The sequence below is a fragment of the Actinoplanes sp. ATCC 53533 genome, from assembly GCF_003947245.1.
In genome coordinates this window covers 116590-123645 of the sequence record NZ_QHHV01000104.1, presented here as the reverse complement: position 1 = coordinate 123645, position 7056 = coordinate 116590, and the positions used below count along the sequence as shown (strand labels likewise).

Annotated in this window: 8 protein-coding genes; 5 read left to right on the top strand and 3 right to left on the bottom strand. The window is 72.8% G+C overall.

Annotation, left to right across the window (positions count from 1 at the left end):
- The coding region (locus tag DMB66_RS61500; RefSeq protein ID WP_158647421.1) for a hypothetical protein at window positions 1–219 on the top strand (219 nt) is incomplete at its 5' end.
- Window positions 220–259: 40 nt separating this feature from the next.
- On the opposite strand, the gene DMB66_RS31050 is transcribed toward DMB66_RS61500, so the two are convergent.
- On the bottom strand, window positions 260–1279 hold the full coding sequence (locus DMB66_RS31050) for a nitronate monooxygenase family protein (RefSeq protein WP_125807659.1): 1020 nt from the start codon (window positions 1277–1279) through the stop codon (window positions 260–262).
- Window positions 1280–1375: 96 nt separating this feature from the next.
- On the opposite strand from DMB66_RS31050, the gene DMB66_RS31045 reads away from it, so the two are divergent.
- On the top strand, window positions 1376–2305 hold the full coding sequence (locus DMB66_RS31045; RefSeq protein ID WP_125807658.1) for a helix-turn-helix domain-containing protein: 930 nt from the start codon (window positions 1376–1378) through the stop codon (window positions 2303–2305).
- 116 nt (window positions 2306–2421) lie between these two features.
- Here DMB66_RS31045 and pstS read toward each other — a convergent pair whose 3' ends face one another.
- Complete coding sequence (gene pstS, locus DMB66_RS31040) at window positions 2422–3480, bottom strand: phosphate ABC transporter substrate-binding protein PstS (protein ID WP_125807657.1); 1059 nt, start codon at window positions 3478–3480, stop codon at window positions 2422–2424.
- Window positions 3477–4772 (bottom strand): hypothetical protein, encoded by a 1296-nt coding sequence (locus DMB66_RS31035; RefSeq protein WP_233624968.1) that lies wholly within the window; start codon window positions 4770–4772, stop codon window positions 3477–3479. The genes pstS and DMB66_RS31035 overlap by 4 nt, the downstream gene beginning before the upstream one ends.
- 488 nt (window positions 4773–5260) lie before the next feature.
- Here DMB66_RS31035 and DMB66_RS31030 point away from each other — a divergent pair, with 488 nt between their 5' ends.
- The 3 genes from DMB66_RS31030 to DMB66_RS31020 are packed head-to-tail and all read left to right on the top strand — an operon-like array spanning window position 5261 to window position 6803.
- Entirely contained in the window at window positions 5261–6028 is a 768-nt protein-coding gene (locus DMB66_RS31030; RefSeq protein WP_199752707.1) for a TetR/AcrR family transcriptional regulator, read from the top strand.
- A complete protein-coding gene (locus DMB66_RS31025) occupies window positions 6025–6441 on the top strand; it encodes a DUF6069 family protein (protein ID WP_199752706.1) in 417 nt (138 codons plus the stop codon). Before DMB66_RS31030 ends, DMB66_RS31025 begins: the two co-directional genes overlap by 4 nt.
- The gene (locus DMB66_RS31020; RefSeq protein ID WP_125807656.1) at window positions 6438–6803 is read left to right on the top strand and encodes a VOC family protein; all 366 of its coding nucleotides are present in this window, start codon (window positions 6438–6440) and stop codon (window positions 6801–6803) included. Before DMB66_RS31025 ends, DMB66_RS31020 begins: the two co-directional genes overlap by 4 nt.
- Window positions 6804–7056: the final 253 nt, after the last annotated feature.

Genomic DNA, 7056 nt, shown 5'->3' with positions numbered 1-7056 from the left:
CCGTTCCTCTTCCTGGCCGTCGAGCACCTGGTGGACCGGGTGCGCGAGCCGGCCGAGCGGACGCACCTGCCACCGGCGGAACGCACGGCGCTGTTGCGCGGCGTCTTCGAGCAGGCCGGGGCGCGCGGCCTGCTGCACTTCGCCGAGGCCTGGGTGAGCTCCCTGGCGCTGCGGGAGGAGACCGTCGTGCGGCGCGCCCGTGCCCTGCTCCCGGGCTGAGGGGGTCAGGCGGGCGCCGGCCGGCTCCCGGGCTGAGGGATCAGGCCGGTGCCGGCCGGCGCCGGCCGAGCAGTTCCCGGGCCTGCCGGGTCATGGCCGCGATGACGCTGCCGGCCGGCTCGACCGCGTCGACCAGGCCGATGCCCTGCCCCGCCGGCAGCGCCATCTCCTCCAGGTCACCGGTGGTCAGGCCGCTCATGGGTACGAGGCTGGAGAACTTGCGCAGCTCCGTCGGCACCCCACCCAGCTCGGTGTGCCCGATGACGGGAAGCCCGGAGGTGTCCGCCGGGATCTCGTCCACCCGGTCCCGCCATTCGCGGACCACCCGGTTGCTCAGCACCCGCATCGGGTTGAAGTCCGGTAGCTCGGCGCCGAACACCGCGGTGCGCGCCGTCTGGGTGGCGTCCGCCGCGACCACCCGCGCCTTGTACTCCTCGTGAGCCGCCGACTCGTGCGTGGCCACCAGCCGGGTGCCGACCCAGACGCCGTCCGCGCCCAGCATCAGCGCCGCCGCCAGCCCTCGCCCGTCCGCGATCCCGCCGGCGGCCAGCACCAGCGCCGGGGCTACCGCGTCCGCGACCAGCGGCACCAGGGCGAAGGTCGGCAGGGTGGCGAAGTTGTGGCCGCCGGCCTCGCTCCCCTGTGCCACGATCACGTCCACGCCGTCGTCGACCGCCTGCTTCGCGCCGTCCACCGAGCCGACCTGTTCGAGGACGCGCACCCCGGCGGTGTGCAGCCGGTCGATCCACGTCCGGCGGGGGTGCCCCCAGTGGAACGACACGCCCGCCGGCCGGGCCGCGCAGACGGCGTCGATCTGCCCGGGCCCGGCGAACCTGGTGATGAAATTGACGTGGAACGGGCCGTCGGTCCCGGCCCGGATGGCGGCGATGGTGGCGGTGATCGCCGGCGCGGGCATCAACCCGACGCCGAGTGAACCCAGGGCCCCGGCATTGCTGACCGCCACGGCCAGATCCGGGGTCATCCCGACGAAGGCCATGCCGGCCTGGGCGATCGGCGTCGACAGCCCGAAGGCGTCGGTGAAACGGGTGTGCAATGTCATCCGGCCACGGTGTCGGATCCTGGTCGCGACGGTGTCGCGCTGCGCGCAGCCGGTGTTGCATACCACGCAGACGTCGGAAACGGGACAGGAGCGGCCGTGCCACAGACCTGGTCCACGTCGGCCACCGCGGCGGCCGGCCAGTTCGCCCACTGGCGCGAGCTGATCTGCGAGGCCTTCCTGGCGCTGAGCCCGGAATCCGACCTGCGCGACGGCTTCACCGGGCGGGTCACCCAGTGGCCGCTGGGCCGGCTCGACCTGGCCCGGATCGACTCGCAGCGGCAGCGGGTGCGCCGGACCGGGCGCGACATCGAGCGGGCGCCCCGGCCGGGCTTCTACGCCAATCTGCAGGTCCGCGGGTCCAGCCTGCTGGCACAGCACGGGCGCGAGACCGTGCTGGAGCCCGGGGATCTCGCGGTGGTGGACACCGGCGAACCGTTCACCATGGACTTCCGCTCCGACTTCCGGCAGCTGTCGCTGTTCGTTCCGGGCACGCTGCTGGCGACCCAGGCAAGTGGACCGGTGCGAACCGCCGTCCGCGTCGACACCGGGGTGGGGGTCGGTGCCGCGGTGCGGCATGCGCTCACCGCGGTCATCCGTACCCCCTTTGGCCCGGATGTGGCCGCCCGGCTGGCCGCCCACGCGGCCGGCCTGCTCGCGGTGGCCCTGGAACCCGCGGACCCGGCGGCACGGGGCCGCGCCGGGTCCGCGCGGTCCCGGGACGCGGCCGTCGCGGACATCGAGGAACACCTGGCCGACGAGGACCTCTCCCCCGCCACGACCGCGCGGCGGCTCGGTGTCTCGGTGCGCACGGTGCACGGGTTGTTCGCGGGGAGCGGGCACAGCTATGCCGGCACGGTGCGGCGGTTCCGGCTCGAACGCGCCCGCCGCGCCCTGGCCGACCCGGCGCTGGCCCACCTGCGGGTCATCGACGTCGCCGCCGACGCCGGCTTCGGCAACGTGGCCGGCTTCCACCGCGCTTTCCGGCGCGCGTTCGGCCGCACTCCGGGCGAGATCCGCCCGGGTTGAGCGGCCAGCTCAGCTCGGCCCACCGCCCCAGCCCGACCCACCGCCGCAGCTTGACCTGTCGCTCAGCCCGGCCCGTCGCCCAGCCTTTAACCCGCCGCTCAGCCCGGCCCGGCCTCTCAGGTCAGTCCGGCTACTGCGGCGGCGACCTTGCCGCGGAGTTGTTCCGGCAGCGGGGCGTAGCCCAGCCGGGCTGCGGCGGCCTGGCCCTCGGTGCTCGCGGTGTAGGTCAGAAAGCTCTTCAGCAGCGGCGAGGCCCCGGTCCGGCAGACGACCTCGTAGGTCACCAGGACGATCGGGTACGCACCGCCGGCGCGGCTTCGGTAGTCGACGTCGAGCCGGAGGTCACCGCCGGTGTCGGTGAGGCCGGCGGCGGCGATGGTGCGGCCGGCCGCCGCGTCGGTCAGCGCGACGAACTCGCCCGCGCCGTTGCGGATCCGGGCCACCGCCAGGTCGTGGAACCGCGCGTACGACGCCTCGAGGTAGCCGATCGCGCCGTCGGTCCGGGCGATCGTGGACGCGACGCCGTTGCTGCCGCGCTGCGCGCTGCCGCCGGCCGCGGGCCACGTGCTCTGGCCGCCGAGCCGCCAGTCGGCGCCCGCGGTCGCCGCCAGGAACGCGGTGAAGTTCGCGGTGGTGCCCGAGCTGTCCTCGCGGTGCACCGTGCGGATCGCGGTCGACGGCAGGACCACACCCGGGTTGTCCGCGGCGATCACCGGGTCGTCCCACCTGGTCACGGCCCCGGCGAAGATCTTGGCCGCGGTGGCCGGGGCGAGCCGCAGGTCGCCGGCCCCGGCGACGTTGTAGGCCAGCGCGATCGGACCGATCACCATGGGCAGGTGCACGGCCGGGCCGCGCGCGCACCGGGCATCGGCCGCCGCCTGCTGCTGCGCGGTCAGCGCCGAATCGGTGCCCGCGAAGGCGCCGGTGCCGGCGAGGAACGCCCGCACGCCGGCGCCCGAGCCGGTGCTCTCGTACGCGATCGTGGCGTCCGGGCAGGCGACCTGGTAGTTCCGGATCCAGGCGTTGACCGCGGTGGTCTGCGCCGACGAGCCCTGGCCCCGCAGCGAGCCGGCCGCACACAAGATCGCCCCGGCGGCCTCCGTCGGCGCGGACACCGGCGCGCACGCCGCCGCACCCAGCGCCAGCGCCAGGACCAAGGCCAGTCGCGCCCTCATCGGTATTCCGCCAGACGCTTACGCACGCCGAGCAGGACCAGCAGGATCACGGCACCGAGGACCGGCAGCGGGACGAGCGGCCAGCCGGTCAGCAGCCGCTCGCCGTCGCGCAGGGCCGCGTCGAAGCCGGCCTTGCGGGCCTCGGCCGCCGCGCCGGCCGCGGCGTCGTAGTAGGAGAAATCGAAGGCCGCGTCGCCCCGGCGGATGCCGGTGATGGCGTAGACCGCCGCCCCGGTACGCCCGGCGGCGGCCAGCGCCACGACGCGCTGATGGTCACGCTGGTAGCCCTGCCAGCGATCGAGCATCTGGCCGCCGGAATCCAGCTCGGCGGCGACGGCGCTGAGCCTGCCGGACTTCCCGGTGAAGTCCCGCTGGTAGAGATCCAGGTTGCCGCTGAGCAGATAGCGGCTGGTGTCCGCCGCGGCGTCGTAACTGAGCGCCCGGGCCTGCGACAGCGCCAGGAACGGCGTCAGGCTGTCGTCCCGCGCGGCTCCGAGTCGCTGCCCCTGCGTGACGAGGACCAGGCACACGCCCGCCGTCAGGCCCAGGGTGAGCACGGTGGCCAGCGCCAGCGCCGGGCTGAACATCCGGCGGAACCGCCGGGCCAGCCAGACCTGCAGGATCACGAGCAGCACGACCAGGGCCCCGCCGAGCAGCACGGCCAACCCGATCGCGACCACCTCGGTGCTGCGCTTGTCGGCGTACGCCCGGTCGAGGCGCGACTCACCCGCAGCGCGCAACCGCTCGGCGCCCGGCAGCAGCTCGAGGTGCAGCACGTTGGTCGCCTGGGTGTAGTAGCCCAGCGCGTCCGGCGGCAACCGGCCCGGAGGCTGCGGCGGCGCCTGCGACTGCGCGGTCCTCGCCTGCCACACCCACCGGCGGTAGACCGCGAGATGATGCATCAGGTCCAGCACGATCGCGCGGTCGGCCGCCCCGGTCGCGGTGGTCAGCGACCGCTGCAGATCCTCGTCGGCCTGCCGACTGCGCTGCTGATAGGTGCCAAGTGCGTCAAGCTGACTGCCGGACAATTCCGCCGAATCGCCGACCAGCACCATCCGGGTAACCTGAGCGTCCAGATCACTGAGGACAAAATACAGATCCGCGGCCGTGGCCGCCTGCGGCACGGCCTGCCCACCGATGATCCGAACCTGATCCTGAACCCGGGACAAAAGCGATCCGGTCGCGGCAAGCAGCGCCACGGCGGTGCAGATCACCAGGCCGGACCAGAGACGCAGACGTACGGGGGTCGCCGGATGGAACATCTTTCTCAACGCCTCTGCAACTGCGGACACGACGCCACGGTAATGCACATCCGCAATTGCCAGAGGATCTGATATCGCCTTTCCCCGGCGTTCATTCTCCGTTTCCGCGCAATTCTTTCAAGGGGCCATCCAAACCGCCACCGAGCGATCGTGACAAACATGCCGACGATGCGCCGCAGCTCGAAGAACTCCTTGCCAGGCCACAGCGGAGCCCCCGCGGCACCTGCGGCTGCGAGGAACCGCACCCCCTCACCTGGCCACCCAGCCCTGCACTTCCCAGCCCTGCACTTCCCCGCTCTGCCTCCCCGGACTGCCCCGCTCTGCCGCCCCGCCCTGCCGCCCCGCACTGCCCCGCTCTGCCGCCCCCGCACCGCCCGCACCGCACCACCCCACCCCGGCCCGCACTGCCCTGCTCCGGCCCTGCTCCGGCCCGCTCCGGCAGACGTCGCCCGACCGGCCGGAGTGAGTACTCACTCCTACCTTGACGGAGTGAGTACTCACTCCGTAGCGTTTCCGGCATGACCGAGACACCCGGCCGGCGCAGAGCGCCGGGAATGAGCACAGCGGACCGACGGGAGATGATCGTGGCTGCGGCGCTGCCGCTGCTGATGGAGCACGGCTCGGCCGTGACGACCCTGCAGATCGCGAGGGCGGCGGGGATCGGGGAGGCGACGGTCTTTCGTGCCTTTGCCGACAAGGACGAGTTGCTGAACGCGTGCGTGGCCGCTGCCCTGCGCAACGACCACGTCCTGGCCGAGCTCGACGCCGTGCCACTGGATCAGCCCTTGTCCGCGCGGCTCACCGAAGCGGCGGCGACCCTGCACGCCTATCTGCACCGGATGGGCGCGGTGATCGGCGCCGTGCAGGGCACCCGCCACCGAGGTGAGCCCGGCACGCCGGGCGATCGCGACGCGACCCGGGACCGGGAAGCAGCAGCCGGGGATCGAGAACCGGCAACCGGCAACCGCGACGCGGCAACCAGGGACCGGCAAGCGGCCACTGCGGATCGAGGACCGGCGTCCGGAGACCAGCAAGCGGCAACCAGAGCTCGGCAAGCAGCAACCGGGGACCGGGAAGCGGCCACTGAGCGCACCTATCTCGCGGTGGTTCGGCTGCTGGAGCCGGACCGGGCGTCGCTGCGACTTCCCGCGGAGCAACTCGCCGCCGTCTTCCTCGGCATGCTTTTCGGCGGCCGTGGAGTGCCCGGTGGAGTGGAGACGTCGATAGAGACCCTGGTCGACGTGTTCCTGCACGGCGTGATCGACGCCGCGGCGGGTGCTGAGTGAACCGGGTCCGTCGGGCCGGCGCCGTGATCAGCGCCGTCGGGCTTGCCGTCGTCAGCTGGGTGGGGGTCGGGCCGCTGCTCGGTCACCGGTTCATCGTTACCGGTGGGCCGCCGGGCCGGGAGACGCTGGAGATCGGGCTCGCCCCGGTCGTGGTGGTCGCCTCGACCCTGGCTGGCTGGGGATCGTTCGCCCTGCTTGAGCGGCTGCTACCGCGCTTCTCCCGGCGCATCTGGACGATCACCGCCGGCACCCTCCTCGTGCCGTCCTTCGCGCCTCTGCTTGCTCCCGGCATGAAAGTCGCGACCCGGATCGCGCTCAGCGTGCCGCACCCCGCCGTCGCCGGCGTCTTGATCCCGGGCTTGACCTGGATCCCGGCCCGCCCGGCGTGGGCACCGTCAGGAGGCAGGGCATGACCATCACCCTGAACCACACCATCGTGCCCGCCGTCGACAGCGAACGGGCCGCTGCGTTCTTCGCCGGCGTCATGGGACTGACCTACGCCGGCAAGGACCGCCATTTCGCCCCGGTACGCGTCAACGAACAGCTCACGCTGGACTTCCTGACCGTCGACGGCCCGGTCGGGCTGCACCTGGCGTTCGATGTGGACCCGGTGACCTTCGACCAGATCCTGGCCCGGCTGCGCACCGAAGGCGTGCCGTACGGCAGCAGACCCGACGAACCCGGCAACGGGCGCACCGACCACCCGTTGTGCGCCCGCGGTCTGTACTTCGTCGACGATGCCCGCAACCTCTACGAACTGATGTCACCCGCGTGACGCGTGGTCCGATCAAATCGCCTTCATCTGTTTCGACCCCAGCACTCCGCCGGTCGCGCGCCGCGTCACAGACTTGGTAACCCGCGGCCTCCTGAACCCTTTTGGTGAGCGTCCGGTGTGTTCGGTCGACATCCCATCCCCGCGACGGACCCACGGCCAAGCCACTCGCCGAATCCGCTTCCCGCGACGATGGCCCGGTCACGGCCCTCGACGGTCCACCATGCGGGCACCACGTCCAGCTGATGAGTCCCGG